Annotated in this window: 1 protein-coding gene; it reads left to right on the forward strand. The window is 31.8% G+C overall.

Annotation, left to right across the window (positions count from 1 at the left end; genetic code table 11):
* Positions 1 to 357 precede the first annotated feature (357 nt).
* Positions 358 to 639, forward strand: coding sequence for a hypothetical protein (locus LQ608_RS12325; RefSeq protein ID WP_115337612.1), 282 nt, complete (start codon positions 358 to 360; stop codon positions 637 to 639).
* Positions 640 to 993 lie beyond the last annotated feature (354 nt).

Consider the following 993-nt stretch of genomic DNA (forward strand, 5'->3'; position numbering starts at 1 on the left):
GAATAATGTCCCTAACAACACCCCTTACGGACATTACTCAGAATTATGTCCCTAACAATACATCTTACGGACATTACTCAGAATTATGTCCCTAACAGCACCTCTTACGGACATTACTCGTAATTATGTCCCTAACAGCACCTCTTACGGACATTACTCAGAATTATGTCTCTAACAATACCTCTTACGGACATTACTCAGAATAATGACCCTAATACTTCTATTTGTAAAACAAAAGTGTTATAAAATAATTATTGATTTAATACTAAATACATTTTAGTTAACTTGTATTTAGCCAACATAGGTATTACAATGATATAGCTAATATAGATATGGATAAAAGGAGTTTATTTTAAGATGTATATTAAAAAGGGAATTAAGAACGTTAGTGATTTTATAAAAGAAGGTAATGATCATGAAGCTATGATGTTATTAAGAGACTTAGAAGCTAACGTAATGAAATATGACTTTGAAATTATGGGAGAAGGATTTAATCAGTTTGCAGATATATACGTTTCACTAAAAAATAGAAAGAAAGCAATAGAAATGTATCAAAAAGCAATACTTTACTTTAGAGAAGTAGGGAATAAAGATAAAGTAGAAGAAATTAGCCATAAATTTGAAAATCTTATTTTATAGTAAGGGAAGCTATTAGATAAATTGCGCTACAAAGTAAACCGCCTAATTCGGGACCAAAGTTCTTGAATCAGGCGGTTTTTATATTTTAATGACAATGATTTATAATCTATAAGAAGTAAATATAAGGGTGTCCATATTCACACAAGTCGAGAGAAGTGTAAGTAAGGGTGTCCATATTCACACAAGTGGAGAGAAGTGTAAGCAAGGGTGCCCATATTCACACAAGTCGAGAGAAGTGTAAGAAAGGACATCTATATTCACACAACTAAAAAGAAGTGTAAGCAAGGGTGCCCATATTCACACAAGTGGAGAGAAGTGTAACTAAGGACATCTATATTCACATAACTAAAAAGA

It is taken from the genome of Mammaliicoccus sp. H-M34 (genome assembly GCF_022386495.1).
Lineage (GTDB): Bacteria > Bacillota > Bacilli > Staphylococcales > Staphylococcaceae > Mammaliicoccus > Mammaliicoccus fleurettii.